Below are 25,807 nucleotides of genomic sequence, written 5' to 3'. Positions count from 1 at the left end.
CCAGATATAGTGGCGGTTGAGCCGGAAACGGCTGCTCCCGCCGCCGAGCCTGCGGCTGAATCCGCGGCTGCGTCGAAGCCCGCTGCCGGCAAGGTGACGGTGGCGAAGAAGGTCGAGGAAAAGGCCGTAGCGGCGCCGGAGCCGGTAGAGGCGCCGAAGAAAACATGGTTCCAGCGCATGAAGGAGGGGCTTTCCCGCTCTTCGCGCGAACTTTCGGGCAATATTTCCGGCGTCTTCACCAAGCGCAAGCTGGATGAGGAAACGCTTCAGGATCTGGAGGATGTGCTGATCCGCGCCGATCTCGGCGTCGAGACGGCGCTGCGCGTTACCGACGCGCTGGCGGCCAGCCGCTATGGCAAGGATGTGTCCGACGCCGATGTGCGCGCCGTCATGGCGACGGAGGTCGAAAAAGTGCTCGGTCCGGTGGCGAAGCCGCTGGAACTCGACCTTTCGCACAAGCCGCATGTCATTCTGGTCGTCGGCGTCAACGGCACCGGCAAGACCACCACCATCGGCAAGCTTGCCGCCAAGCTCACCGAGGGCGGGCTCTCGGTCATGCTGGCGGCGGGCGACACCTTCCGGGCGGCCGCCATCGAGCAGCTCAAAATATGGGGCGAGCGCACCTGCTCGCCGGTGATCGCGACGAAGCTCGGCGCCGACGCCGCCGGTCTCGCCTATGACGCCTTCGAACAGGCGAAGGCCGCCGGTTCCGACGTGCTGATCATCGATACGGCCGGTCGCCTGCAGAACAAGGCCGAGCTGATGGCCGAACTTGAGAAGATCGTGCGCGTGCTCGGCAAGCTCGACCCGGAAGCGCCGCATACGGTTTTGCAGACGGTCGACGCCACGACCGGCCAGAATGCGCTCAACCAGGTCGAGATTTTCCGCAATGTAGCCGGCGTCAACGGTCTGGTCATGACCAAGCTGGACGGCACGGCGCGCGGCGGTATTCTTGTCGCCATCGCGGCGAAGCACAAGCTGCCGGTCTATTTCATCGGCGTGGGCGAGGGGGTGGACGATCTCGAACCCTTCTCGGCCGGTGATTTCGCCAAAGCCATTGCCGGAACCGGTTAAGGCGCAACATCGCGCATGAAACGTGCAAGCGAACGAAGTGACAGGTAGCGAGCCTCCATGAACCAGCCCCTATTCGAGCGTGACCCTTCCGAAACCCGGAATTCGGGCAAGGACGGCGTCAATCCGCTGCTCAAGCTGGCGCTGGAACTGGGGCCGCTTCTGGTCTTCTTCTTCGCCAATGCCCGTGGCGAGTGGCTGGCCGGGAAATTCCCGGTTCTGGCCGAATTCGGCGGGCCGATCTTCATCGCCACAGGCCTGTTCATGGCGGCGACCGCGCTGGCCCTTGCCATCTCGTGGGTGCTCACCCGCACCCTGCCGGTCATGCCGCTGGTGTCGGGCGTCGTGGTTCTGGTGTTCGGGGCGCTGACGCTCTATTTGCAGGACGAGTTGTTCATCAAGATGAAGCCAACCATCGTCAACACGCTGTTCGGCGTTACCCTGCTTGGCGGTCTGGCCTTCGGCAAATCGCTGCTCGGCTATGTGTTCGATTCCGCCTTTCGCCTCGATGCCGAGGGCTGGCGCAAGCTGACCCTGCGCTGGGGCGTCTTTTTCCTGTTCCTTGCCGTGGTCAACGAGATCGTGTGGCGCATGTTCTCGACCGATTTCTGGGTGGCGTTCAAGGTCTGGGGCATCATGCCCATCACCATCGCCTTCACCATGAGCCAGATGCCGCTGATCATGCGCCATTCGCTGGAAGAGCCTTCCGACAAGAAGTAAGCGCCCGCCGCATCCGGGGGCGCCGGATACCGTCCGGCCATGCATTCAACGCATTGCTGCGTTGCAGCATATTCTTTTGCGCTGCAGCGCGATCGTGGCATGATGTAAAGGTAAGGGAGGAACAACCCGCCTCGGTTCATGAGGCGGAAAGGGATGTTCCATGAGCCTCTCCAGCCTGATCACCCGCGCCCGCGCCAGCTACGCCAGGCACCGGCGCTATCGCCAGATGGTCGATGAGATCAACGGTCTCGACGAGCGTGACCTCGCCGATCTGCGCACCAGCCGCGCCGACATGCTCTACCAGATCCGTCAGCAAATTTACGGCTGAGCGATCAGCGCCTTCTCGATCTCGGGCATCAGCCTTTGCGCCAGTGAAGCCGGCGTGATCGGCCCGACATGTTTGTAGGCGATGCGGCCGTCCTTGCCGACAAGGAAGGTTTCCGGCACGCCATAAACGCCCCAGTTGATGCCGGCGCGCCCGTTCTCGTCGATGCCGATGGCCGTGTAGGGATTGCCGAGTTCGGTGAGGAACTTCAGCGCGTTGGCTGGCTTGTCCTTGTAGTTCAGGCCGGTAACGGCGAAGCGCCCGTCGCGTTTCAGTTCCATCACCATCGGGTGCTCGTCGCGGCACGGCACGCACCACGAGGCGAAGACGTTGACCAACGTGACCTTGCCGGCAAAGGTTTCGGAATCAAGGCCGGGCAGGTCGGTTCCGGGCAAGGGCGGCAGCCCGGTGCGGGGGGCAGGCTCCCCGATCAGGGCCGAAGGGATTTCGGAAATGTCGCGGCCCGACATGAGCTGCGCCAGAAAGACGCCGCACAGCGCCAGGAAAAGTGCCAGCGGCAGCAGAACGAACAGCCGGCGTGACGTGGGCCTCGGCGTCTCTGAACTCATGGCTTTGCCGTCTTTTTACGGTCCGAGCGGCGGCGTATGCCGGCTGCCTCCAGTTCGGCCAGTTCCCGGCGGCGGGCATGCTGGTCGAGCAAAATCCAGCCGATCAGGGCACCCAGAACCAGAACGGCGATGCCATAGGCCGCCGCGACATAGAGGTCGTGCGTGGTCACTGCCGCACCTCTTGTGTCCGGTTTCCGATCAAGGATGGCTGGTCGTTTCGAATTGCCATTGCTTTCCTTGAAGCAAATCCTGTCTTCGGGGCCGCTTCATGGCGGCCCCTCCGTCCCGGACAAGCTTTAACGCTCAGCTTTGCGCCATGCAATCAGTCAGCACTGCGGCGTAACGCCAGAGCCGCGGCCAGCGGCCCGATGACGGCCAGAAAAAGCGTCAGCGCCACGAGAATGAGGAAGGGTTGCAGGAAAGGGGCAGGGTTTTGCGTGGCCCCATAGCTCGCCGACACGCCGAAGATCAGTGCCGGAATGGTCAGCGGCAGCACGAGGATGGAGATCAGCAGGCCGCCGCGCGGCAGGGCGACGGTGACAGCAGCCCCGGCTGCGCCGATGAAGGTGATGGCCGGCGTGCCGGCAAGCAGGGTAAGCGCCGTGGCTGCGATCGCCAGCGGCTCCATGTTCATGAACAGGCCGAGCAGGGGGGCTGCGATCACCAGTGGCAGCACCGAGCCGGTCCAGTGGGCGAGGCATTTGACCAGCACGGTCAGCGCCAGCATGTGGCGGTCCGCCTCCAGTACCAGAAGATCGAGCGAACCGTCCTCGCGGTCGGCCTGGAACAGGCGGTCGAGGCCAAGCAGCGAGGCCAGCAGCGCGCCGATCCACAGGATCGCGGGGCCGATGCGGGAAAGCAGGTTCAGATCGGGACCGACGCCGAAGGGGATGGTGGCGATCACGGCGAGGAAGAAGATGATGCCGGTCAGCGCGCCGCCGCCGACGCGCATGGAAAGGCGCAGGTCGCGCAGGAACAGAGCTAGCATGCGCTATCGTTTCCTGCCGCGCCCCTGCGCAGCGCGGCGGCAGTCATCTCCGCTGCAGTGTCACTGCGTTCACCCATGAGATTTAGTTCCCATGTCCAGAGATTTTACCCCCTCGATGCCGAGCGGCAGGTGGGTGGCGGCAACGATGATGCCGCCTTCGTCCAGATGCCATTCCATCATTTCGGCCAGCCGTTTCTCGGATGCCTTGTCGAGGCCGGCGGTCGGTTCGTCAAGCAGCCAGACCGGCCGGCGGCTCACCAGCAGGCGCGCAAGGGCGGCGCGCCGCTTTTGGCCTGTGGACAGATAGCCGAAGGGCAGGTGGCCGATATGGCCGAGGCCCACTTCCTCCAGCGCCTCGGTGATGCCGAGCGCCGGTTCGCCGGCAAAACGTTGCCAGAAATCGAGGTTCTCGTTGACGGTCAGCGCCGTCTTCATGGCGTTGAGGTGGCCGAGATAGTGGCAGGCTGCCGAGGGGGTGGGCCATTTCTTGCCGCCGCCCTCGAAGCGCACGCTGCCTTCGAGGGCGGGCAGAAGGTCTGCGACCACCCGCAACAGCGTGGACTTGCCCGAGCCGTTGGGGCCGGTGACGATCAGCGCTTCGCCATCTTCAAGAGCGAACTCCACATTGGCGAAGATGGTCTCTCCGCCGCGTTCGCCCGCAAGGTTCTCGGCGATCAGCCGCATCGGACCTCCTTTTGTCATTTCCATGCCGCGCAACCCTGAGCTGCGTCAAAATTGCCCAAACACCGTCTAGAACTATTCCAGGATATTCACTATATCCAGCTTACCAACCCCAGCGGTCGGGGAAGGCAAACCATATTGCGCCGAACTGGTGCGCGAGCCGCCTTGAACGGCCCGAGCGCTGGGAGCGGACAGCGGAAATGGCCGTACCCGCACCTTTGCGCGTGATGAGCATGCCATCGGAGTCCGTTCCCAATCAGGCTGAACGACTTTAGGATGGGATCGCACGTGTCCAAATCTCTCGATAGCTTCAATTGTCGCCGCACGCTGACCGCTGCCGGCACCGAATATGTCTACTACGATTTGCTCGAGGCCGAGAAGAACGGCCTTGATGGTGTTTCCCGGCTTCCTTATTCGATGAAGGTGCTTCTGGAAAACCTTCTGCGCAACGAGGACGGCCGCTCCGTTACAAAGGAATCGATCCAGGCCGTGGCCAGCTGGCTCGATGACAAAGGCGCTGCCGGCGTCGAGATCGCCTATCGTCCCGCCCGCGTGCTGATGCAGGACTTCACCGGCGTGCCCGGCGTGGTCGACCTTGCCGCCATGCGCGACGGTATCGTCTCGCTCGGTGGCGATCCGCAGAAGATCAATCCTCTGGTGCCGGTGGACCTGGTCATCGACCACTCCGTCATCGTCGACGAGTTCGGCACGCCGCTGGCCTTCGCCCGCAACGTGGAACTCGAATATGAGCGCAACGAAGAGCGCTACAAGTTCCTGAAATGGGGCCAGCAGGCGTTCGACAATTTCCGCGTGGTTCCGCCCGGCACCGGCATCTGCCATCAGGTGAACCTCGAATATCTCGGTCAGGTCGTGTGGACGAAGGATGGGGATGGCGCGACCACCGCCTATCCGGACACCTGCGTCGGCACCGACTCGCACACCACCATGATCAACGGACTTGGCGTGCTTGGCTGGGGCGTGGGCGGCATCGAGGCCGAGGCGGCCATGCTCGGCCAGCCGGTTTCCATGCTCCTGCCGGAAGTCATCGGCTTCCGCCTCACCGGCAGGCTGAGGGAAGGCGTCACCGCCACCGACCTCGTGCTCACCGTCACCCAGATGCTGCGCAAGAAGGGCGTCGTCGGCAAGTTCGTCGAGTTCTTCGGCCCCGGCCTCTCCAACATGACGCTGGCCGATCGCGCCACCATCGCCAATATGGGTCCTGAATATGGCGCGACCTGCGGCTTCTTCCCCGTGGACAGCGAAACGGTGCGTTACCTGACCACGTCCGGCCGCAAGGATGATCGCATTGCGCTGGTCGAGGCCTATTCGAAGGCGCAGGGCATGTGGCGCGACGACAGCTCGCAGGACCCCGTCTTCACCGACACGCTTGAACTCGACATGGGCGACGTCGTGCCTTCTATGGCCGGCCCCAAGCGTCCTGAAGGCCGCGTGCCGCTGGAAGGCATTGCTGATGGCTTCGCACAGGCGATGGAGACCGAGTACAAGAAGGCCGCCGACATGCACAGGCGCTATGCGGTTGAAGGCACGGACTATGATCTCGGTCATGGCGACGTGGTGATCGCGGCGATCACCTCCTGCACCAACACCTCCAACCCCTCGGTGCTGATCGGCGCCGGCCTGCTCGCCCGCAACGCCAATCGCCTCGGCCTCAAGCAGAAGCCATGGGTGAAGACGTCGCTGGCGCCGGGCTCGCAGGTCGTGGCCGAGTATCTGGAAAAGGCGGGCCTGCAGAAGGAGCTCGACCAGATCGGCTTCAATCTGGTCGGCTTCGGCTGCACCACCTGCATCGGCAACTCCGGCCCGCTGCCGGGGCCGATTTCCAAGACCATCAACGACAAGGGCCTGATCGCGGCCGCCGTTCTGTCCGGCAACCGCAACTTCGAAGGCCGTGTCTCGCCGGACGTGCAGGCAAACTACCTCGCCTCGCCGCCGCTGGTGGTGGCGCATGCGCTGGCCGGAACCGTCACGAAGGACCTGACAAAAGAGCCGCTCGGCGAAGACCGCGACGGCAATCCGGTCTATCTGCGCGACATCTGGCCGACATCGGCGGAGATCAACGAGTTCATCGAGAAGAACGTCACGCGCGAGCTGTTCGCCCGCAAATATGCCGACGTCTTCAAGGGCGACGAGAACTGGCAGAAGGTGAAGGCGCCGGAAGGCCAGACCTATTCGTGGGACGACAAGTCGACCTATGTTCAGAACCCGCCCTATTTCGTGGGCATTGGCAAGGGCGCTGGCAAGGTTTCCGACATTAAGGGCGCCCGCATTCTCGGCCTGTTCGGCGACAAGATCACCACCGACCACATCTCGCCGGCAGGCTCGATCAAGGCGGCTTCGCCGGCGGGCAAATATCTGCTCGACCATGGCGTGAACGTTGCCGACTTCAACCAGTACGGCACGCGCCGCGGCAACCATGAAGTCATGATGCGCGGCACTTTCGCCAACATCCGCATCCGCAACCACATGCTGGGCGAGAACGGCAAGGAAGGCGGCTACACGATCCACTATCCGTCCAAGGAAGAGATGTCGATCTACGACGCCGCCATGGAGTACAAGAAGGAAGGCGTGCCGCTGGTCATCTTCGCCGGCGTCGAGTACGGCAACGGCTCGTCGCGCGACTGGGCGGCCAAGGGCACCAACCTGCTCGGCGTGCGCGCCGTGATCGCCCAGTCCTTCGAGCGCATCCACCGCTCCAACCTCGTCGGCATGGGCATCATCCCCTTCGTGTTCGAGGAAGGCACCTCGTGGGCCTCGCTCAACCTCAAGGGCGACGAGCTGGTTGAGATCGACGGCGTGGAGACCATCAAGCCACGCCAGAAGATGGTGGCGAAGATCACCTATGCCGATGGTTCGGTGAAGGAAGTTCCCATCCTGTGCCGCATCGATACGCTGGATGAGCTGGACTACTACAAGAACGGCGGCATCCTGCAGTACGTGCTGCGCGATCTCGCTGCCTGACCGGTCAGCAGTGCAGAAATAAAGGGTCGCCGGGATAACCGGCGACCCTTTGCTTTTACGCAGAATTGGCTCACCGCAACGTGACTTTGCGGTGAACGCCACATCTGCCAAACAGGTCGGTGCATAAAACAAAGCCGGATAAGCCGGCAGGTTCGGAAATTGCCATGCCAGTCAGAACATTTGTGCGGCTTTGTCTGTTTGCAGTCGCCTTGTCGGCAGTTTCCGGACAGGTGACGGCGCAGGAGAGCGAAACATCCGGTTTCGCAAAGCCCGTCGGGGTGGTGGAGCTGTTCACGAGCCAGGGGTGCAATTCATGCCCGCCGGCCGACAAGTTCTTTGCCGAGCTGGCCGGCAGGGACGATGTCATCGCGCTCGCCTATCATGTCGACTACTGGGACTATCTCGGCTGGCATGACACGCTGAGCTCGAAGGACAATACCGAGCGCCAGTATGCCTATATGCGCGCCTTCGGGGCGCGCTCCATTTATACGCCACAGGCGGTGATCAATGGCCGAACCCATGTCAATGGGGCGAACCGCAACGCGGTTCAGGGAGCCATGGGCATGCTGAAGTCTTCCGGCAACGGCATGGTGGTGCCGATCCGCGTGACGCGCGAGGGCGATGGCGTGGTCATCGAAACCGGGGAGGCGGAGGCCGGCTCCGACCTGCCGGATACGGCGCATCTGGTGCTTGCCTATTTCGAGCCGCCGCAGACGGTGGAGATCGGCCGGGGACGCAACCGCGGCCGCGAGATGACATATTGGAACGCGGTTTCTTCCATGCAGACCGCTGGCATGTGGCATGGCAAGGCGCTTCGCTACGAGTTGCCGGCCAGTGAAGTGATGAAGAAAGGCGGATGCGCCGTGCTGCTGCAATCGGTGGCGAAGGATGGGCTGCCGGGACCCATCATCGGGGCGGCGGTCATCAACAGCCCAAAGCGCTGAACCGCAGGGATTTCGGAGAAACAGGATTTCAGGGGGGAGTAGCCGGCTCGGCGGGCATGCCGAGGTTGGTTCGATCCGACTCAGGCCCGTGGGCGGGGGGCTTGGGGGTTACAGGCAAGTGCCGGACCGAACCGTCTCAGGCAACGAGCACAGAGTCGTTTCACAATGGGGCGGAAGCGCGGATAAAAAGTGGCGAGAATGTGGCGAAAGATCACCAATTTCTACAGGCTTTCACAAATGTAAGTGCCGGTTTACGCTGAACGAACAGTCCGCAGGCATCGTTTCGATTGCCAAATCAGCTTCCCATTTTTCATAAGGCGTCGCGACAATCCAGAAGCACCCGCCTGTTTCTGGTCCGGAGCCACGATAGCCGGCGTACTTGCAATTGGGGCCGGAAAGGGCGAACCTGTCCGGATTGCAGTTGCATTTGCAAGGAATCTGGCATGAGCGAAGGCAGTGCGGGCGCGGGAGAAGGAGACGCTTCCGCAATACTCATCCCGCTTCAGGAGGCGCGCCGCGAGCGCCTCGGCATGCCGGTCTCCTTCGATCGTCGCGAACTCGACCTGATCCTGCGGCTCTATGGGCGCATGGTCGCGGCCAATGAGTGGAAGGACTACGCCATCGATCATCTGGAGGACCGGGCGATCTTTTCGGTCTACCGGCGCGCCAGCGAAGTGCCCCTTTTCCAGATCGTCAAGGACCCGAAGCTGGCGAAGCGTCAGGGCGCTTTTTCGGTGATCGCCGCGGGCGGGCGCATCCTCAAGCGGGGTCACGAGCTGGCGCGGGTGCTGGGGGTCTTCGACAACAGGCTGAAGCTGGTGAAGGCGTAAGGCTCAGCCGTCCTTCAGAGCCTTTTCCGGCCATGAGCCGGGATCCGGCGGCTGGTTTGCGCCGCCGTTCATCTCAAGCTGCATGAAGGTGGTATCCAGCCAGCGGCCGTGCTTGTAACCCGATCCTTCGAGCTTGCCGGTGTGGCGAAAGCCGAGCTTCTTGTGCAGGCGCACCGACGGGCTGTCCGGTGTGCCATCGCCGATCACGGCGACGAACTGGCGAAAGCCCAGCTCACGCACCTCTTCGATGAGTGCACGCATGAGTGCCGTGCCGAGGCCGCGCCCCTTGGCCTCAGGGGAGATGTAGATCGAATCCTCGACGATGAAGCGATAGGCGGGGCGTGCCCGGAAGGGACCGGCATAGGCGTAGCCGAGCACGGTTCCATCGTCGTACGTTGCGACCAGAAACGGATAGCCCCTGGCGCGCAGCGCCTCGAAACGGCCCTGCATTTCTTCCAGCGAGGGCGGTTCAAGCTCGTAGGTGGCGGTGCCGTTGAGAACGGCGTCACGATAGATTTCCGTGATCGGGGCAAGATCGTCCGGGGTCGCCGTGCGTATCATCTGATGTGTCCGGGATGGTGGAGCCGAAAAACCTATGCGCCGTCATGAGACAAAAGAAAAGGGCGGCTGGTGGGCCGCCCCTTCATTTCGTTCGTTGCCTCCGCTCAGCGGCGGTCGCCCATGAACTGGAGCAGGAACATGAACAGGTTGATGAAGTCGAGGTAGAGCGTCAGGGCGCCCATGATCGACTTGCGGCCGGCCACGTCGGCGTCGTCGGACTCGTAGTACATCTCCTTGATCTTCTGCGTGTCATAGGCAGTAAGGCCGGCGAAGATCAGCACGCCGATGGCCGAAACCGCGAAGGACAGGGCCGAAGACTGCAGGAAGATGTTGATGACCATGGCGATGATCAGGCCGAACAGGCCCATGATCAGGAACGAGCCCATGGCCGTCAGGTCACGCTTGGTGGTGTAGCCGTAGAGCGACAGCGCGCCGAAGGCGGCCGCGGTGGCGAAGAAGGTCTGCGTGATCGAGGCGCTGGTGTAGATCAGGAACACCGACGACAGCGACAGGCCAACCAGTCCCGCATAGACCCAGAAGGTGAGCTGAGCCGCGCCCACGCTCATCGACTGGACGCGGAACGACAGGAAGAACACGGCGGCCAGCGGAGCGAGAATCACAACCCACTTCAGCGGCGATGCGAAGATGGCATAGCCGAAAGAGGTCAGCATCTGGCCGCTCGGCAGCGTGGCGACCGCTGCGGCCGGGTTGTTGGTCGTGGCCAGCATGATCGTGGCGACGGCCGCGAGACCGGTGATCAGCAGGCCCATGCCCATCAGGTTGTAGACGCGCAGCATGTAAGCGCGCAGGCCCTCGTCGATAGCCATGTCGGCGCGGCCGTAGGGGGCCGTACGCGTCTGGTAATTGTGAAGGGGGTCAGCCATTGTAGTCCTCTGTTGCTTCTTGCCCCGTCCGGTGTCGGGCGCATGCCCAGGCGCCGCTGGCGGGGCCTCCAGCATGCCTGCCCGGAATATGAGGGTTCTTTTTGTCCGGAACAAGACCCGTAACCGGAGGAAATCGTTCGTGAGGCCCCAAATCGCGAATTTTTGATCTGCGCCGGCTGATATGGTTAATCACGGGCCGGCCGGCAGCTCTGCTGTGCTCTTTCCGCGCCGGAGCGGCTCTTTTTCGCGCGGCCGGTGATTCACAGGTCACGCAAAACGGGTGCCGCCTTGTGTCCCAGCACCCTCCATGTGCCGACAAGGCCGATGCCGACGGTCAGCACCAGCGCCAGAACGATGGTGCCGAGCGCGACCTCAACCGAGAACTGCGAGGGCAGCGTCATGATCTGCGTGACGACATACCATGCCGCCACGCCGCCGGCCGCGAGGGCGAAAACGGCGGTGGCGAGGCCGAGCAGCATATATTCCAGCGCAAAGGCGGAAATCAGCGTGCGCCGCGTGGCGCCCAGCGTCTTCAGCACCACCGCGTCGTGGATGCGGGCGCGGTTGCCGGCGGCGAGCGCGCCGGCCAGCACCAGCACCGACGAGATCAGCGCCACGCCGGCGGCGGCGCGGATCGCTGTGCCCAACTCGCCGACGAGCTGGTTGACGATGTCGAGCGCATCCTTGACGCGCACCGTCGTCACCGCTGGAAAGGCGCGGGTCACAGCGTTGAGGATGCGTGCATCGTCCGCCACCGTTGCGGTGTCGTCGGAAAGTGTGGCCAGCCAGCTATGCGGAGCACCTGCAAATGTATTCGGCGAAAACACCATGACGAAGTTGATGCCGAGCGTTTCCCACTGCACCTGCCGGAAATTGGCGATGCGCGCCGTGACGTTGCGGCCGAGCACGTTGACTGTCACCGTGTCGCCGACCGCGAGGCCGAGTTCCTCGCCTTCCTTGGCGGAGAATGAAACCAATGGCTCGCCCGTGTAATCGGCCTGCCACCAGCTTCCCGACGTCAGGGAGGCGTTGCGCGGCTGCTCGGCCTCATAGGTGAGGCCGCGATCGCCGCGCAGCACCCATGCGCCGGCCGGCGGAATGTCCAGCTCGCGCACATCGGTGCCGTTTAGCGCGGTGACGCGACCGCGCAGCATCGGCACTTTCACCAGTGTGCCCTGAGGCGCTTCCCTTGCAATGAGCGTGGAGAAGGTATCGACATCGGCGGCCTGTATGTCGACGAAGAAGAAGTTGGGCGCCTTTTCCGGCAGGCTGTCGGAAATCTGGCGGCGCAGATTGCCGTCGATGAGCGCCAGCGTGACGAGCAGCGTCAGCCCGAGCCCCAGCGCCAGCACCACCGAGGGGGTGAGCGCGCCCGGGCGGTGGATGTTGCCGACCGCCAGCCGCAACGAAGTGGAGCGCACGCGCGGCGCCCTTCTGGCCAGCCATTGCACCAGCCACGCCACGAGACGCAGGACGAGGAAGGACAGCACCGCCGCGCCGACGAAGGTGACGGCGATGCGCCGGTCGTGGGCCGTGAAGATGGCAAGTGCTGCCAGAGACAGGGCGATGACTGCGGTGGCCGCGAGATAGACGAATCGCGGCCGCCCCCGCGCCTCGAAGCCGAGTTCGCGGAACAGGGCGGTGGCAGGCACATCGCGGGCACGGCCGAGCGGCATGAGCGCAAAGGCCAGCGTGACGAGCAGCCCGAAGGCGGTGGCGAGCCCGAGTGCGGCCGGATAGATTCCCGCTTCCGCCGGCACGGGAATGACTGCCTGCAGCGCGCCGGAGGCGGCAAAGGGCATCAATACGGCCAGCACGAGGCCGGCGGCGATGCCGATCGCCGCGATCAGAAGCGTCTGCACGAGATAGACGGTGAAGACGAAGCGGCCGGAGGCTCCAAGGCTCTTGAAGGAGGCGATGACGCCGCGCTTGCCGTCGAGATAGGCGCGCACCGCATTGGCGACGCCGACACCGCCGACCACAAGCGAGGTGAGGCCGACCAGCGTGAGAAACTGCGAAAAGCGCTCGATATTTGCGGAAAGCGCCGGGGCGGCGTTGGAGCGGTTGCGGATCGACCAGCCGGCTTCGGGGAAGGCTGTGCGCGCCTGCGCCTCCACCTGCGCCAGCCGGGCATCGCTGGCGCCGGGCTCCAGTTTCAGCTTGTAGGAATGCTCGACAAGGCTGCCCGTCACGACAAGACCGGAAGCGTGCAGTCCCTCCAGCGAGACGAGCAGGCGCGGGGCGAAGCCGAAACCTTCCGAAACGGCATCCGGCTCGCTCACCAGAACGGCGCGCAGCTCGAAGGTCGCGTTGCCGAGCATGATGCGGTCGCCGACCTTCAGGCCGAGGCGCTCGAACAGAAGGTCGGGCGCGGCAGCACCGAATGCGCCGGCGCTCTCGCTGAAAAGCTCTTCATGCGCCAAAGCCGGCTGTGTCTCCAGCGTGCCGTAAAGCGGATAGGCGTCGTCAACGGCCTTGACCTCGACCAGCGCCTGATCGGAACTGTCGGTCAGGCGGGCCATGGAACGCATGCTGGCGCTGCGGGAAACGTCGCCGGCCGCCTGCAGGAAGCCGAGTTCGGTGTCGTTTGCCTCGCGCTGGTTGAGGCGGAAGCGCAGGTCGCCCCCGAGCAGCGGCTGGCCCTGCGCTGCCACGCCGTCGCTGATCGAGCGGGCGACGGAGTTGACGCCGCCGATGGCCGCCACACCGAGCGCGATACAGGCAAGGAAAATGGCGAAGCCGGAAAGGCCGCCGCGCATTTCGCGCAGGGCAAAGCGGAAGGCAAGCGCAAGCTGGCGGGACATCGTCATCATGCGATCGCCGTCGCAGCCAGCGCGGGCCCGCTATCCTCCGTCTCCCCGGTCTCGATGCGGCCGGAGCGCATGGCGATGCGGCGCGAGCAGCGCGCGGCAAGTGCCGGATCGTGAGTGACGAGCACCAGCGTCATGCCGCGCTCGGCTGCCTTGGAAAACAGCAGATCGGCGATCTGCCGGCCCGTCGCCTGATCGAGATTGCCGGTGGGCTCGTCGGCAATGAGAATTGGCGGGGAAGGGGCGAGCGCGCGGGCGATGGCCACGCGCTGCTGCTCGCCGCCGGAAAGCTCGCCCGGATAGTGGGTCAGGCGTTCGCCAAGGCCCACCGCCACCAGCTCCTGCTCTGCCACCCTGAAGGGTTCCGGATGACCGGCCAGCTCCAGCGGCACGGCGACGTTTTCCAGCGCCGTCATGTTGGGGATGAGGTGGAAGGACTGGAACACGATGCCGATGTTGCGGCCGCGGAAGGCGGCGATCTCGTCCTCGCTCTTGCCGTTCAGCGTCATGCCGGCCATCGTCACGCGGCCGTCGTCGACCCGTTCAAGCCCGGCCAGGACCATCAGCAGCGTCGACTTGCCGGAACCGGAAGGGCCGACGATGCCGGCGATCTCGCCCTGCCGGACGGTCAGATCGATGCCCTTCAGCACATGCACCGAGGATGCGCCTTCGCCCAGCGTCAGCGATACGTTTTCCAGTTCGATGACGGCTTTTGTCAAAACGGATTGATCCTATATGGAGGGAAGGGCAAACGCCCTTAAGCGAGAATGCATCGGACATATGGGGGCAAAAGCATGGCTTTCAAATACACGTTTTTGTTTCCTGCCTCGGTGTGGTGCGCGCTGGTTGTCGGGGCGATGTTTTCATTTGCCGTCCCGGCGCGGGCGGATGCGGTGCAGATCGTCGGTTTCGGCGACAGCCTGATGGCCGGTTTCGGGCTGGGACCGGGCGAGGGTTTCACCGAGCAGCTGCAGGATGCTCTCAGGGCCAGTGGCCATGACGTGATTGTCGCCAATGCCGGCGTTTCCGGCGACACCTCCAGCGGCGGCCTCGCCCGTCTCGACTGGTCGGTGCCGGACGGGACCGATCTGGTCATTCTCGAACTCGGTGCCAACGACATGCTGCGCGGCATCGATCCGGCGATCGTGGAAAAGAACCTCGACGAGATGATCGCGCGGCTGAAGGCGCGCGGCATCGATGTGCTGCTGGCGGGCATGGTTGCCGCCCCCAATCTCGGCCATGCCTATGGCGAGGCCTTCGGCTCGCTCTATCCGCGCCTGGCGCAGAAGCACGGCGTCATCCTCTATCCGTTCTTCCTCGACGGCGTCGCCGCCGAGCAGGATCTGCTGAGCGAAGACGGCATGCACCCGAGCGCGGCGGGCATCCGCACCATCGTCGGGCGGATCCTGTCCACCGTCGAGAAGGCGATCGCGGCGCTGCCGAAAGACTGATCGCGGCTTCGTCTTTCCCCAGCGGAAACGGCGGGGGCCGAATAATTAGCTTGCCGAACCGTTCTATCGGTGGTCCGCTGACATTCAGGGTTTCGATTCGAGGACAGGAGGCTATGCCATGCCGCGTCTTTTCACCGCTCTCGAAATTCCGCGCGATGCCGCGCTATCGCTCTCCCTGCTTCGGGGCGGCCTTCCCGGCGCCCGCTGGATCGACGTCGAAAACTATCACATCACGCTGCGCTTCATCGGCGATGTCGAAGGCCATGTGGCCGACGACATAGCCGACGCGCTCGACCGGGTGCGCCGGCCTTCCTTCACGCTGGCGCTCACCGGGGTTGGAGCCTTCGGGCAGAAGAAGCCGCACTCGATCTGGGCGGGGGTTACGGCCTCGCCGGATCTTTCCGCCCTGCAGGCGGAGATCGACCGCATCTGCCAGCGCCTCGGCATAGGTGCCGATCCGCGCAAGTTCACCCCGCATGTGACGCTGGCGAGGCTGCGAAACTCGAATCCCGCAGAGGTGGCGCGCTACCTGTCGGCACGCGGCAATTTCTCCGCCACGCCCTTCAAGGTCGGCCGTTTCGTGCTGATGTCGTCGCGCGATTCGGTGGGGGGAGGCCCCTATATCGTCGAGGAAGCCTGGCCGCTGACCGGCAGTGTCCCGGTAAGCCGCGTCGACAGCGCTTCCGACGCCTCGCGGATCATGCGGTAGACTTTCTCGAAGCCGTCCGCCCCGCCATAATAGGGGTCTGGAACGTCGCGCACGGTTCCCAGCGTGTAGTCGAGATAGAGATGGATGCGCGCCTGTGCGTCCTGTGGTGCCACGCGGCGCAGGTCCTGCACGTTGGAGCGGTCCATGCCAAGGATGAGGTCGAAGCGGGAAAAATCCCCGGCGTCGACCTTCCGCGCGGACTGGCCCGAAATGTCGACGCCATAGCGCGCGGCCACGGCGATGGAGCGCGGATCGGGTGGCGACCCGGCATGCCAGCCCCCGGTTCCGGCCGAATCCGGCACAAACAGGTTCGCAAGCCCCCGTTCTGCGGCCACGGTGCGAAAAACGCCCTCCGCCAGCGGCGAGCGGCAGATGTTGCCGAGGCACACGAACAGGATCGAGCTTTTCGGTTTGGCGTCCATAACGGCAGGCCCTATGTTCAGTTGTTCCACGCGGATAACACGGAAACAGGCCATGGCACGAGAGAAACTGGCACCGGACGCCATCACCGCGTCGCTTGAGGAACGTCCCGGCTGGGCGCTGAGCGGGGACCGGCTGGCCATCGAAAGGCGTTTCAGCTTCGGCAATTTTTCCGAAGCCTTCGCCTTCATGACGCGGGTGGCTTTGGCGGCGGAGAAGATGGACCATCACCCGGAATGGTCGAACGTCTACAAGACCGTCGATATCCGGCTCAGCACCCATGATGCGGGCGGGCTCACTGAACTCGACTTCGGCCTCGCGCGCCGCATCGACCGGATTTTCGGCAACTGAGGCCTGTTTGAAACGCGAAAATCTTGCACCGCGCCCTTCGCCCCACCACATTACCGGCAAGGGCCGGCAGAAGGCGGGCCGTTTGAAGGAGATGCTGGCACATGGCTGAAAGGACCGTTTTCGATCTCTTCGGCTTCGCGGACAAGGTTGGCGGCGAACAGGAGGTGCGCGAAAAATTCTGGCGCACCGCCAAGAAAGCCGCGCGCCATGTTCCGTTCATGGAAGATGTCGTCGCTGCCTACTATTGCGTTCTGGACGCCAATACGCCGCTGAGAGCCAAGGGCATTCTTGTTGCTGCGCTCGGCTACTTCGTGCTGCCGGTGGATGCCATCCCCGATGTGATCTTCGGCCTTGGCTTCACCGATGACATTGCGGTGCTGAGCGCTGCAATCGCTGCTGTCAGGACGCACATCACCCCCGCCCACAAGGCGGCTGCGAAAGACGCACTGGCCGAAGACGCCTGATTTCAATCTCTTAAGCATGTCGTTTTCCTGAAACCGCGACACATTTTCGGGCGAGATGCTTTATTGCGATGGTTTGGCAGGCCCCCGAACTCCGGTTCCGGGGCCGCTTCGCGTTCAATTTGGGCGAAAGTCAAATTCTTGCCTTTTTCCTCCAGTCCAAGTCGCCGGCAGGGACGTCGCGCCGGACCCCGCAAAACGACAAATTGCGGGGAAAGCGCGGAGATGGCGGCGGTTTCTATGGCGGAAGTCCATTTTCTTTTGCGGTCTTCACGCTTTGGTAACCCAGATTAAATCAAATTGAAGAGATCGGGCAGGGCGAGACGCCGGCCTGCTCCCCACTGTTTGGAATATGGGAATCACAATGCGCCGATTGATTGCTACAGTTTCTGGTCTGATCATGCTCGCCACGGCTTCGCCCGTTCTGGCCCAGCAAGCGACCAAGATTGGCCAGCACAATGCGTGGGGCACCTACAGTTATCAGGCTTCCGGCGGCAAGGTTTGCTACGTGCTGACCGTTCCAACCGACAAGCAGCCTCCGACGCTCAATCATGGCGACATGTTCTTCTTCGTGTCGCAGCGTCCGGGACAGCAGGTCAGCTACGAGCCGCAATTCATTGCGGGCTATGATTTCCAGGCCAACTCGAAGGTTACCGTCACCGTGGGCGACAGGTCCTTCACAATGTTCACGCGCGGCAAGTCCGCATGGGTCGAGAATGCCGCCGACGAGCCGCAGCTCATCGCCGCCATGCGCGCCGGCGCGGACATGAAGGTGCAGGCGAAGTCGGGACGCGGCAACACCACCAGCTACGTGTTCTCGCTCAAGGGCATTTCCGCGGCCCTCGGCTCCATCGCCAGCTGCAAGTAAGCCTGTTCCGGCAATCGGAATGCAAGCCGGGTCCTTCGGGCCCGGCTTTTTTTGTTTGCGGCACATGTGCCGACAATGTGCCATGCGTGCGGGCCATGAATGCGGGCCCTGACCTGGGAGCTGACTTTGGGGGGGCCATGACTCCGGGTCAAACTTGTGCTATCGGGCGCGCTTCATTCCGGATCTGCTGCTGCAATCGGCCGCAAAGCACCTATATTGGGCATCATGAGCCTTTCATTCGATCTCATTCCAGCCGGCGCCCGCGATGCGCTGCGCATTCGTCCAGCGCCGGAGAAGCCGTCGCTGATCGGCCTGTCGCGCGAGGAAATGGCTGATGCGCTGGTCGAGGCTGGCATCGTGCCGCAAAAGCAGGCGAAGATGCGCGTGCAGCAGCTCTGGCACTGGCTTTATGTGCGCGGCGTTTCCGATTTTTCCCAGATGTTCAACATCTCCAAGGATCTGCGTGCGGCGCTGGATCGCGCTTTCACCGTTGCGCGGCCGGAAGTCGTCGAGGAGCAGATCTCCAACGACGGCACGCGCAAGTGGCTGTTCCGCTTTCCGCCGCGCGGCGCGGGTCGTCCGGTCGAGATCGAGACCGTCTACATACCGGAAGAGGGACGCGGCACGCTGTGCATTTCCAGTCAGGTCGGCTGTACGCTGACCTGCTCCTTCTGCCATACCGGCACCCAGAAGCTGGTGCGCAATCTGACGGCGGAAGAAATTCTGGCGCAACTGCTCACCGCGCGAGACCGGCTGGGCGACTTTCCCGACACCGATACCCCGGCAGGCGCCATCGTGCCGGCGGAAGGACGCAAGGTGTCCAACATCGTCATGATGGGCATGGGCGAGCCGCTCTACAATTTCGAGGCGGTGAAGAAGGCCCTGCTGATCGCCTCCGACGGCGACGGGCTGTCGCTGTCGAAGCGGCGCATCACGCTCTCCACTTCCGGCGTCGTGCCGGAGATTTACCGCACCGGCGAGGAGATCGGCGTCATGCTGGCGATCTCGCTGCATGCGGTAAACGACGATCTGCGCGATCTTCTGGTGCCGATCAACAGGAAGTATCCGCTCGAACAGCTGATGAAGGCCTGCCGCGAATATCCGGGCCTGTCCAATGCGCGCCGCATCACCTTCGAATATGTGATGCTCAAGGACGTCAATGACAGCCTCGAAGACGCAAAGCAGATGGTGAAGCTGCTGAGGGGCATTCCGGCCAAGATCAACCTGATCCCGTTCAACCCGTGGCCGGGCACCAACTACCAGTGCTCGGACTGGGAGACGATCGAGCGCTTCGCCGACTACATCAACGCCGCCGGCTACGCCTCGCCGATCCGCACGCCGCGCGGGCGCGACATTCTCGCCGCCTGCGGCCAGCTCAAGTCGGAATCGGAACGCATGCGCAAGGTGGACAGGCTGGCGCTGGAGGCGATGATGATCGCCGGGCACGGCGAGGCTTGAGCGATCTGCTGAGGGTCCTGCTTCGCTTTGCGACGGTGGTCGCCGGTTATGCCGCTGCCTGCCTCGCCGCCAGTTTATTCCTCTACGTCCTGTTTCTCGGCTGGTCCGGGCTGGCACAGGAACAGGAGCTTTCCACCTTCAATGCCGGCATGGTCGTGGCCGTGCCGATCTTTGCCCTGTTCATAGCTCATCTGAACTTCTGGCCGGCGGCTGTCGCCATCGTCGTGGGCGAGTTTCTCGGCCGGCGCGACTGGCTGTTCTATGCGATTGCCGGCGGGGTCGTTGCGGCGGCATTCGCCGGGCTGTTTTACGGCGGCGCGGGGCAGGCGGATGGTTCCGAAGACACCGCCATTCTTCTGGCGATGATCGGCAGCGGACTTGTCGGCGGGCTGGCCTACTGGCTGGTGGCCGGCATGTGGACGCCGGACTGGCGTGGCCGCAACCGCGACCGGCTTCCGCCTACTTCGCCTGAGTCGTCAGGATCTTGATCGCGAAGGCCGAGAACACGCCGGCGAACAGATAATCGGTGAGCCGCGTGATGCGCGGGCTCTTCTTCAGCAGGTTTGCCAGACGGTCCGCCGCGATCACCATGGTCGCAGTGAACGGCAGCGCAATGAGGATGAACATCAGGCCAAGGAAGAACAGCTTGCCGGGCGCATGGGGATCGTGCGCCGATACGAATTGCGGCAGGAAGGTCATGAAGAACAGGATGATCTTGGGGTTCAGCAGGTTGATGCCCAGCCCCGTCGCCCAGTTGCGGGCGAGCGAGCGCGGCGCCTTGCCGGTCACCTCCGGCGAGAAGGCTGATCCATGGCGTATCGCCTGAAAGGCGAGCCAGATCAGGTAGAGCGCGCCGACGATCTTGAGCACGAAGAAGGCCTGCGGCGAGGCCACGATCAGGGCCGACAGGCCGAGCGCTACCAGCGCGGTGTGGAAGACGATGCCCGTCATGGCTCCGAAGGCGCAGGCAAAGCCGGCGGCTTTTCCCTGCGACAGGGCCCGTCCGACGAACAGGGTCATGTCCGGACCCGGGGTGATCGTCAGGACAACTGTGGCGATGGCGAACTGCACCATCACGGTTGCGTCGGGAATGAAATTCATGGACGGCCTGCCTGAGAGAAGCGCAAAAGAAAAGGGCGCCGCATTGCGTGACGCCCTCTTATATCCGATCTGCGAATGCAGTTCGAGATGGGGTCAGCTGTCGAAATAGCTCTGCGTGCCGTGGGCCTCGATCGCTTCAGCCAGCCGGTTCAGCGCGTGGACATAGGCGGCCGTGCGCGGCGTGGTGCCGCGGTCGACCGACAGTTGCCAGATGGCCCGGCCTTCGCGCTCCATGATGGTACGCAGCTTGGTGTGGATTTCCTCCAGCTCCCAGTAATAGCCCTGCTTGTTCTGCACCCACTCGAAATAGGAGACGGTGACGCCGCCAGCATTGGCCAGAATATCGGGCAGCACCACGACGTTGCGTTCGGCGAGGATCTCGTCGGCTTCGGGCGTTACCGGACCGTTGGCGAGTTCCAGCACGAGACGCGCCTTCACGGTGTGGGCATTGTGCTTGTGGATCATGTTTTCCAGCGCCGCTGGCACAAGGATATCGCAGTCGACGCCGACCAGATCGTCGGCGGCAATGGCCTCATGGCCATCCTTTCCGGCAGTATAGACGACCGAACGGTTGTCGTTCTTGGCCGCCATCAGGGTGTCGAGGCTCAGCCCTTCGGCCGAGTGCACGGCGCCTCCGGAATCCGAGACGGCCACGATGGTGTGGCCGTCGCCGGCGAGCAGCGAGGCGATATACTGGCCGGCATTGCCGAAGCCCTGAATGGCGATGCGAAGCTTACCGTTCAGGCCCAGTTCCTGCGCCAGATGCCGCACCAGATAGTAGCCGCCGCGCGCGGTGGCGTCGCCGCGGCCGACGGAGCCGCCGAGCGCCAGCGGCTTGCCGGTGATGACGGCAGGCGAGCTCTTGCCGACGATCTGGCTGTACTCGTCAGCCATCCAGCCCATGATCATGGAGTTGGTGTAGACATCGGGTGCGGGAATATCGCGGTCCGGCCCGATAATGCCGGCGAAAGCCTGAATATAAGCGCGCGACAGACGCTCCAGCTCGGCCTTGGAGAGCTGGCGCGGGTCGACCTGAACGGCGCCTTTGCCGCCGCCATAGGGCAGGTTCATCACGGCGCATTTGAACGTCATCCAGAAGGCCAGCATCTCGACTTCTTCGGCCGTAGCGTCGGGATGGAAGCGGATGCCGCCCTTGGTCGGGCCGCGGGTGTCGTCATAGCGGCATCGCCATGCCAGGAAGGATTTTCGCGAACCGTCGTCCATGCGGATCATGAGGCGGGCTTTGGTCGTCTCTCGCGGATATTTCAGCTTCTCGATGACATCGGCGTCGACGTTGAGGTGCCTTGCGGCATCGTCCAGACGTACCAGTGCGCTATCAAGAAGACTTTCTTCCGCCATCATATGATCCTGTCAGTTCGGGTGGTAATGATGCGCCCTGGCGGGCGCGGGCCATGAAATGCACGAAAAAGTGCAGATTCACAAGAAAAGGTTTTATATTGAGCACATTTCGTCATTTTGTTGCGCACTCTGCCGAAGCAGCAGGCACCTGCTGAGATTGCGTCCGGACGCTTTGCCGGCGCGGCTTTGCTGCCTCCCGTTCCTGCTTCCTGGGCGCTTGTCCGGCGCGGCTTTCCTGCTATGACTGCCCACGCAGTTTTTGCGCCTCGCCGCAGTCCCGGAACGAACATCGGAAACGCCCATGACCAAGCTGAAAGACGTCAAGAAGGTCGTGCTCGCCTATTCGGGCGGCCTCGACACCTCCATCATCCTGAAATGGCTGCAGACCGAACTGGGCGCGGAGGTCGTCACCTTCACCGCCGATCTCGGACAGGGCGAGGAACTGGAGCCGGCGCGCCGCAAGGCCGAGATGATGGGCATCAAGGACATCCGCATCGTCGACCTGCGCGAGGAGTTCGTGAAGGATTTCGTGTTCCCGATGTTCCGCGCCAACGCGCTCTACGAGGGCACCTATCTGCTCGGCACATCCATCGCCCGGCCGCTGATCTCCAAGCATCTGGTCCAGATCGCCGAGGAAACCGGGGCTGACGCCGTCGCCCATGGCGCGACCGGCAAGGGCAACGATCAGGTGCGGTTCGAGCTTTCGGCCTATGCGCTCAATCCCGACATCAAGGTCATCGCGCCGTGGCGCGACTGGTCGTTCAAGTCGCGCACCGATCTGATCGAGTTCGCCGAAAAGCACCAGATCCCGGTGCCGAAGGACAAGCAGGGCGAAGCGCCGTTCTCGGTCGACGCCAATCTTCTGCACTCCTCCTCGGAGGGCAAGGTGCTGGAAGATCCGTGGGTGGAGCCGCCGGAATATGTGCACCAGCGCTCCGTCTCGCCGCTCGATGCGCCGGATGCCGCAACCGAGATCGAGATCGAATTCCTGAAGGGCGACGCGGTTGCGCTGAACGGCAAGAAGCTGTCGCCGGCCACGCTGCTCGCCGCGCTCAACGACCTCGGCCGTGACAACGGCATCGGCCGCATCGATCTGGTCGAGAACCGTTTCGTCGGCATGAAGAGCCGCGGCGTCTACGAGACCCCCGGCGGCACCATCCTGATCGCAGCGCACCGCGCCATCGAGTCGATTACGCTGGATCGCGGCGCCGGCCATCTCAAGGACGAGCTGATGCCGCGCTATGCGGAACTCATCTACAACGGCTTCTGGTACTCGCCGGAGCGCGAGATGCTGCAGGCGCTGATCGACAAGAGCCAGGAAGACGTCGAGGGTACGGTGCGGCTGAAGCTCTACAAGGGCAATGTCATCGTCACCGGTCGCAAGTCGGCCAAGTCGCTCTACCGCGACGACCTCGTCACCTTCGAAGACGATCGTGGCGCCTATGACCAGAAGGACGCCGAGGGCTTTATCCGCCTCAACGCGCTGCGCCTGCGCACGCTGGCGGCCCGCCGCCGCAACACGCGGTAAAAAGCTTCAGGCAGCGCGCATCAGTCTGGAGCATTTTCGTTTTTGGACGAAAATGCTCCATCCTTTCTCAGACGTAATTCCAGACGCAAAAACCGCTGCGCACTTTTTGCTGGAATTACTCCAGCAGATGCGCGCTGCCGCTGACGGTAAGCCGGATGCGCGTTCCGGCCTGCGGCGCGCCGGCTGAAGGCTGACGCAGGACGAGAGCGCCTGCTTCGCCCGCGCCGTTGGCCACCTCTACCGTGAGCGTGCAGGTCGGCCCGCTGAATTCCGAATCCGTTACCATGGCGCTCGTGCCGCCGGCCTGATCCGGCCCGAGCCCGACCTGCTCCGGCCGCAGCAGGATTTCGGCCGTCTGGCGACTTTCGTCGCGGTCGATGGGGATCGCGCCCAGAATGCAATGCGCATGGCCGTCCGCGATGCTGGCCGGCAGGATGATCGCCTCGCCCAGAAACTCCGCCACCATGCGGTCGCGGGGCCTGAGATAAAGATCGCGCGGAGAACCGGCCTGCATGATCTTTCCCGCGCGCATCACCGCCACCTGATCGGCGAAGGACAGCGCCTCTTCCTGATCGTGGGTGACGAGGATGGTGGTGACGCCGGCCGCCTCCAGAACGCCGGCGACCGTCTTGCGCATGGCCGCGCGCAGGCCAGTATCCAGCGCCGAGAACGGCTCGTCGAGCAGCATCAGGCGCGGCTTGCGGGCCAGCGCCCGTGCCAGCGCCACGCGCTGCTGCTGCCCGCCGGAAAGCTGGTGCGGACGCCGTTGCAGGAAGCTTTCGTCGAGGCCGACCAGCCGGATGAGGTGCCCGACCTGGCCATCGCGGTCCGGTTCGCCGCGGGGCATGCCGAAGCCGATATTGGCGGCGACGGAGAGGTGCGGGAACAGCGCGCCGTCCTGCGCGACGAGGCCGATGGAGCGCCGGTAGGCGGGAACGAACATGCGCGGTCCGGCAAGCGGCTCGCCATCGAGTTCGATGCTGCCCGCATCGGGCGGCTCGAAGCCGGCGATGAGACGCAGAAGCGTGGTCTTGCCGCAGCCCGAAGGGCCGACGATGGCGGTGCGGCCGCCGGCGGCGACGGAAAGGTCGATGCCGTTTACTGCTGCCACGGGGCCATAGTTTCGGCAGAGGCCGGAAAGCTGAAGAAAACTCATTGTCCGGCCATCTTCTTCGATTGCACGTAAAGCAGCCATGTCAGCGGCAGCGAGGCCGCAACCATGATCAGCGCGTAGGGTGCGGCGGCCGCATAGTCGATCTCGCCGCTGTAGGCCCAGAAGGCGAGCGCCAGCGTGCGGGTGCCGCTGGGGGCCAGCATCTGGGTGGCGGTCAGCTCGTTGAGAATGCCGAGCGCCACCAGCGCCATGCCAGCCGCGGCACCGGGTGCCGAAAGGCGGATTGTGGTGGACCACAGCGCGTTGAACGGGCGTCGCCCAAGATTCATCGCTGCCTGCTCCAGCTCCGGTGGCGCCTGCGCGATCGAGGCGCGCAGGCTGATGATGGCGCGCGGCAGGAACATCAGCATATAGGCGACGAGGATGGTGGCGAGCGTCTGGTAGAGCGGCAGCAGATAGCGCACGGTCAGCGTGACCAGCGCCAGCGCCACCACCACGCCGGGCAGCGACCCCACCATGTAGTTGCAGCCTTCCAGCATGCGTTGCAGGCGCCCCGGCGCGCGGATCGACAGCCACGCCATGGGAATGGCGGCAAGGGTGGCGAGCAACGCGCCGCCGAGCGCCAGCACCGTCGTGTGGCCGAGTGCGGCGCCGATCTCGTCCATGCGCCATACCTGAAGTCCGCCGGCCCACAGCCAGCGGGCGATGGTATAAAAGGGCACGCCGAGCGACAGCGCCGTCACCACGGCAAGCATCAGCAGGCTAGGCAGGGCGGCGCGGCCGAGCTTTGCCTTCGCAGGGTGGCGGGCGGCGCCGGAGCCGACGCGGGCATAGCGCTCGTCGCCGCGCGCCAGCATTTCCAGCGCCAGAAGGGCGAAGCAGCAGGTGATCAGGACGCCGGCCAGCATGTTTGCGGCGGGACCGTTGAACGTGGACTGGAACTGGTCGACGATGGCCGTGGTGAAAGTGTCGAAGCGCACGAAGACGAACAGCCCGTATTCGGCAAGCAGATGCAGGCCGACCAGCAGCGCGCCGCCGCACAGCGCCAGCCGAAGCTGAGGCAGCACGACGCGGAAGAACACGCTCCACGGACCATGGCCAAGCGCTGCCGCCGCGTCTTCCAGCGCGGGGTCGAGGCGGCGCAAGGCGGCCGAAACCGGCAGGTAGAGGAACGGAAAATAGGCCAGCACCGACACCAATACGCCGGCTCCAAGACCGTTGAGGCCGGGCACGATGGTGACCCACGCATAGGAATGAATGAAGGCAGGCACGGCGAGCGGTGCCACGCACAGCCATGACCACAGACGTGCGCCCGCAAGATCGCTGCGTTCCGTCAGCCAGCCAAGCGCCACTGAAAGCACCGCGCAGGCTGGCACGGCAAGCAGTTCGAGCAGCAGCGTGTTGACCAGAAGCTCGCCAACCCTTGGGCGGAAGATGAGCGATATGGCCGTTTGCCAGCCGGTCTGCACCGTCACCCACAGGATGAAGGCGAGCGGAACCAGCGTCAGCAGCGTGACCAGCAGCGCCGCGAACCCGATCCACGAGAAGCGCAACGATGCCGCCGCCGGCCGGGCGGCGGCAGGTCCGGCAATCAGGGTGCCGTCGGTCAAGGTCCGCATGAGCGT

The 25,807-nt window shown here is 63.9% G+C and carries 27 protein-coding genes; 14 read left to right on the top strand and 13 right to left on the bottom strand.

Annotated features, from left to right (window positions below; all coding sequences use genetic code 11):
• The 3 genes from ftsY to HNR59_RS01390 form a co-directional block, all read left to right on the top strand.
• Window positions 1–1,074: signal recognition particle-docking protein FtsY (ftsY, locus tag HNR59_RS01400; RefSeq protein WP_246374447.1), on the top strand; the 1,074-nt coding region annotated here is incomplete at its 5' end.
• A 57-nt stretch (window positions 1,075–1,131) separates the two neighbouring features.
• Entirely contained in the window at window positions 1,132–1,791 is a 660-nt protein-coding gene (locus HNR59_RS01395) for a septation protein A (protein WP_183824891.1), read from the top strand.
• Window positions 1,792–1,951: 160 nt separating this feature from the next.
• Window positions 1,952–2,119, top strand: a complete 168-nt coding sequence (locus HNR59_RS01390; RefSeq protein ID WP_183824889.1) for a YjiS-like domain-containing protein — start codon at window positions 1,952–1,954, stop codon at window positions 2,117–2,119.
• Here the strand turns inward: HNR59_RS01390 and HNR59_RS01385 are convergent.
• The 4 genes from HNR59_RS01385 to ccmA form a co-directional block, all read right to left on the bottom strand.
• Window positions 2,110–2,685, bottom strand: a complete 576-nt coding sequence (locus HNR59_RS01385; RefSeq protein ID WP_183824886.1) for a DsbE family thiol:disulfide interchange protein — start codon at window positions 2,683–2,685, stop codon at window positions 2,110–2,112. The genes HNR59_RS01390 and HNR59_RS01385 overlap by 10 nt on opposite strands.
• On the bottom strand, window positions 2,682–2,855 hold the full coding sequence (gene ccmD, locus HNR59_RS01380; RefSeq protein WP_183824883.1) for a heme exporter protein CcmD: 174 nt from the start codon (window positions 2,853–2,855) through the stop codon (window positions 2,682–2,684). The genes HNR59_RS01385 and ccmD overlap by 4 nt, the downstream gene beginning before the upstream one ends.
• Before the next feature lie 152 nt (window positions 2,856–3,007).
• Window positions 3,008–3,673: a heme exporter protein CcmB gene (gene ccmB, locus HNR59_RS01375; protein WP_183824880.1), complete on the bottom strand. Its 666-nt coding sequence runs from the start codon at window positions 3,671–3,673 to the stop codon at window positions 3,008–3,010.
• Between the two features lie 69 nt (window positions 3,674–3,742).
• The gene (gene ccmA / locus HNR59_RS01370) at window positions 3,743–4,357 is read right to left on the bottom strand and encodes a heme ABC exporter ATP-binding protein CcmA (RefSeq protein WP_183824878.1); all 615 of its coding nucleotides are present in this window, start codon (window positions 4,355–4,357) and stop codon (window positions 3,743–3,745) included.
• A 285-nt stretch (window positions 4,358–4,642) separates the two neighbouring features.
• On the opposite strand from ccmA, the gene acnA reads away from it, so the two are divergent.
• The 3 genes from acnA (at window position 4,643) to HNR59_RS01355 (ending at window position 9,107) form a co-directional block, all read left to right on the top strand.
• Entirely contained in the window at window positions 4,643–7,333 is a 2,691-nt protein-coding gene (gene acnA, locus HNR59_RS01365; RefSeq protein ID WP_343060574.1) for an aconitate hydratase AcnA, read from the top strand.
• A 164-nt stretch (window positions 7,334–7,497) separates the two neighbouring features.
• Window positions 7,498–8,277, top strand: coding sequence for a DUF1223 domain-containing protein (locus tag HNR59_RS01360; RefSeq protein WP_183824873.1), 780 nt, complete (start codon window positions 7,498–7,500; stop codon window positions 8,275–8,277).
• Between the two features lie 443 nt (window positions 8,278–8,720).
• Window positions 8,721–9,107 carry a DUF2794 domain-containing protein gene (locus HNR59_RS01355; protein ID WP_183824871.1) on the top strand — a complete coding sequence of 129 codons (387 nt, stop codon included), beginning with the start codon at window positions 8,721–8,723 and terminating at the stop codon, window positions 9,105–9,107.
• Window positions 9,108–9,110: 3 nt separating this feature from the next.
• On the opposite strand, the gene HNR59_RS01350 is transcribed toward HNR59_RS01355, so the two are convergent.
• The 4 genes from HNR59_RS01350 to HNR59_RS01335 form a co-directional block, all read right to left on the bottom strand.
• The gene (locus tag HNR59_RS01350) at window positions 9,111–9,668 is read right to left on the bottom strand and encodes a GNAT family N-acetyltransferase (protein ID WP_183824868.1); all 558 of its coding nucleotides are present in this window, start codon (window positions 9,666–9,668) and stop codon (window positions 9,111–9,113) included.
• 104 nt (window positions 9,669–9,772) lie between these two features.
• Entirely contained in the window at window positions 9,773–10,552 is a 780-nt protein-coding gene (locus tag HNR59_RS01345) for a Bax inhibitor-1/YccA family protein (protein ID WP_183824865.1), read from the bottom strand.
• A 260-nt stretch (window positions 10,553–10,812) separates the two neighbouring features.
• Window positions 10,813–13,362 (bottom strand): ABC transporter permease, encoded by a 2,550-nt coding sequence (locus HNR59_RS01340; RefSeq protein WP_183831232.1) that lies wholly within the window; start codon window positions 13,360–13,362, stop codon window positions 10,813–10,815.
• Window positions 13,362–14,081 carry an ABC transporter ATP-binding protein gene (locus HNR59_RS01335; protein WP_183824863.1) on the bottom strand — a complete coding sequence of 240 codons (720 nt, stop codon included), beginning with the start codon at window positions 14,079–14,081 and terminating at the stop codon, window positions 13,362–13,364. Before HNR59_RS01335 ends, HNR59_RS01340 begins: the two co-directional genes overlap by 1 nt.
• A 75-nt stretch (window positions 14,082–14,156) precedes the next feature.
• Here HNR59_RS01335 and HNR59_RS01330 point away from each other — a divergent pair, with 75 nt between their 5' ends.
• Window positions 14,157–14,813, top strand: coding sequence for an arylesterase (locus HNR59_RS01330; RefSeq protein WP_183824860.1), 657 nt, complete (start codon window positions 14,157–14,159; stop codon window positions 14,811–14,813).
• A gap of 118 nt (window positions 14,814–14,931) precedes the next feature.
• Window positions 14,932–15,522, top strand: a complete 591-nt coding sequence (thpR, locus tag HNR59_RS01325) for an RNA 2',3'-cyclic phosphodiesterase (RefSeq protein ID WP_183824857.1) — start codon at window positions 14,932–14,934, stop codon at window positions 15,520–15,522.
• Here thpR and HNR59_RS01320 read toward each other — a convergent pair.
• Window positions 15,432–15,944, bottom strand: coding sequence for a low molecular weight protein-tyrosine-phosphatase (locus tag HNR59_RS01320; RefSeq protein ID WP_183824854.1), 513 nt, complete (start codon window positions 15,942–15,944; stop codon window positions 15,432–15,434). The genes thpR and HNR59_RS01320 overlap by 91 nt on opposite strands.
• Window positions 15,945–15,996: 52 nt before the next feature.
• Between HNR59_RS01320 and HNR59_RS01315 the strand changes: the two genes are divergently transcribed.
• The 5 genes from HNR59_RS01315 to HNR59_RS01295 all read left to right on the top strand — a co-directional run bounded on the left by HNR59_RS01315 (window position 15,997) and on the right by HNR59_RS01295 (window position 19,568).
• On the top strand, window positions 15,997–16,293 hold the full coding sequence (locus HNR59_RS01315; protein ID WP_183824851.1) for a 4a-hydroxytetrahydrobiopterin dehydratase: 297 nt from the start codon (window positions 15,997–15,999) through the stop codon (window positions 16,291–16,293).
• Window positions 16,294–16,394: 101 nt separating this feature from the next.
• Window positions 16,395–16,757 carry a YkvA family protein gene (locus HNR59_RS01310; protein WP_183824848.1) on the top strand — a complete coding sequence of 121 codons (363 nt, stop codon included), beginning with the start codon at window positions 16,395–16,397 and terminating at the stop codon, window positions 16,755–16,757.
• A 361-nt stretch (window positions 16,758–17,118) separates the two neighbouring features.
• Window positions 17,119–17,622 (top strand): invasion associated locus B family protein, encoded by a 504-nt coding sequence (locus HNR59_RS01305; RefSeq protein ID WP_183824845.1) that lies wholly within the window; start codon window positions 17,119–17,121, stop codon window positions 17,620–17,622.
• A 225-nt stretch (window positions 17,623–17,847) separates the two neighbouring features.
• Window positions 17,848–19,080, top strand: a complete 1,233-nt coding sequence (rlmN, locus tag HNR59_RS01300; protein ID WP_183824842.1) for a dual-specificity RNA methyltransferase RlmN — start codon at window positions 17,848–17,850, stop codon at window positions 19,078–19,080.
• On the top strand, window positions 19,077–19,568 hold the full coding sequence (locus tag HNR59_RS01295; protein ID WP_183824839.1) for a hypothetical protein: 492 nt from the start codon (window positions 19,077–19,079) through the stop codon (window positions 19,566–19,568). The genes rlmN and HNR59_RS01295 overlap by 4 nt, the downstream gene beginning before the upstream one ends.
• Here HNR59_RS01295 and HNR59_RS01290 read toward each other — a convergent pair.
• Both HNR59_RS01290 and HNR59_RS01285 read right to left on the bottom strand, forming a co-directional pair.
• Window positions 19,540–20,181, bottom strand: coding sequence for a LysE family translocator (locus tag HNR59_RS01290; RefSeq protein WP_183824836.1), 642 nt, complete (start codon window positions 20,179–20,181; stop codon window positions 19,540–19,542). The genes HNR59_RS01295 and HNR59_RS01290 overlap by 29 nt on opposite strands.
• A gap of 93 nt (window positions 20,182–20,274) precedes the next feature.
• Entirely contained in the window at window positions 20,275–21,540 is a 1,266-nt protein-coding gene (locus HNR59_RS01285) for a Glu/Leu/Phe/Val family dehydrogenase (RefSeq protein ID WP_183824833.1), read from the bottom strand.
• A 301-nt stretch (window positions 21,541–21,841) separates the two neighbouring features.
• Between HNR59_RS01285 and HNR59_RS01280 the strand changes: the two genes are divergently transcribed.
• Window positions 21,842–23,068 carry an argininosuccinate synthase gene (locus HNR59_RS01280; protein WP_183824830.1) on the top strand — a complete coding sequence of 409 codons (1,227 nt, stop codon included), beginning with the start codon at window positions 21,842–21,844 and terminating at the stop codon, window positions 23,066–23,068.
• A 115-nt stretch (window positions 23,069–23,183) separates the two neighbouring features.
• Here HNR59_RS01280 and HNR59_RS01275 read toward each other — a convergent pair whose 3' ends face one another.
• Complete coding sequence (locus HNR59_RS01275; protein WP_183824827.1) at window positions 23,184–24,224, bottom strand: ABC transporter ATP-binding protein; 1,041 nt, start codon at window positions 24,222–24,224, stop codon at window positions 23,184–23,186.
• Window positions 24,221–25,801: an ABC transporter permease gene (locus tag HNR59_RS01270; RefSeq protein WP_183824824.1), complete on the bottom strand. Its 1,581-nt coding sequence runs from the start codon at window positions 25,799–25,801 to the stop codon at window positions 24,221–24,223. Before HNR59_RS01270 ends, HNR59_RS01275 begins: the two co-directional genes overlap by 4 nt.
• Window positions 25,802–25,807 lie beyond the last annotated feature (6 nt).

This window comes from Aquamicrobium lusatiense (assembly GCF_014201615.1).
In the GTDB taxonomy this organism is placed as follows: Bacteria; Pseudomonadota; Alphaproteobacteria; order Rhizobiales; family Rhizobiaceae; genus Mesorhizobium; species Mesorhizobium lusatiense.
This window is presented reverse-complemented; position numbering and strand designations above follow the sequence as displayed.